At 36.6% G+C, this 756-nt stretch carries 1 protein-coding gene and 1 pseudogene; one reads left to right on the top strand and one right to left on the bottom strand.

Annotated elements, in window-relative coordinates; translation table 11 throughout:
- Positions 1-452: transposase (locus HZY94_RS09870; protein WP_179925974.1), on the top strand; the 452-nt coding region annotated here is incomplete at its 5' end.
- Between the two features lie 172 nt (positions 453-624).
- Here the strand turns inward: HZY94_RS09870 and HZY94_RS09865 are convergent.
- Positions 625-756 (bottom strand): annotated as a pseudogene (locus tag HZY94_RS09865) (IS30 family transposase); the annotation flags it as partial.

The following is a 756-nucleotide window of genomic DNA, read 5'->3' as shown; positions in this document are numbered from 1 at the left end:
TTTATATTGATGAGACAGGGTTTGAAACTTATTTCTATCGGGAATACGGACGCTCTTTGAAGGGACAGTTGATAGAAGGTAAGATATCTGGAAGAAGATTCCAACGGATATCTTTAGTTGCAGGTCAAGTAGATGGTGAACTTGTAGCTCCCATGACTTATGAAGATACCATGACTAGTGATTTTTTCGAAGCCTGGTTTCAACAATTTTTACTAGCTAGTTTGGACAGGCCATCCGTTATCATTCTGGATAATGCAAGGTTTCATAGAATGAGTCGTCTAAAAGTATTGTGCGAAGAACAAGGACATAAACTCTTGCCTCTTCCCCCCTACTCACCTGAGTATAATCCCATTGAAAATACATGGGCTCATATGAAAAAACACCTTAGAAAAGTATTGCCCAATTATGACAATTTTCTGGATGCTTTATTGTCTTGTTCTTGTTTCAAATGACTATACCATGGGCAAAACAAATACAAGAGCATTGTCGTTAAAGAAACCTCCAAGATTCAAAGCAAGCTGCTTACAATCTTGGAGGTTTTTTTGATGTACCCTGTTATTGGGCGCTTACGAAAAATTATGAATTTATAGTATCTTTTATATCTTGCTAAATTTCAAGTTGAAATTAGCCACCACTAAGAAATTCCTTTGGTGACTTGTAGTCCAAACATTTTTTAGGATAATTGTTTATCCAATTTTCAATAAAAGCGACTTCTTTGGGAGTTGTTTCTTTGGTCCCTTTTGGTAACCACCTGCG

It is taken from the genome of Streptococcus danieliae, from assembly GCF_013415245.1.
In the GTDB taxonomy this organism is placed as follows: domain Bacteria; phylum Bacillota; class Bacilli; order Lactobacillales; family Streptococcaceae; genus Streptococcus; species Streptococcus danieliae_A.
Note: the sequence above shows the minus strand (reverse complement) of the source record. Positions and strands in the feature narration are given on the sequence as shown.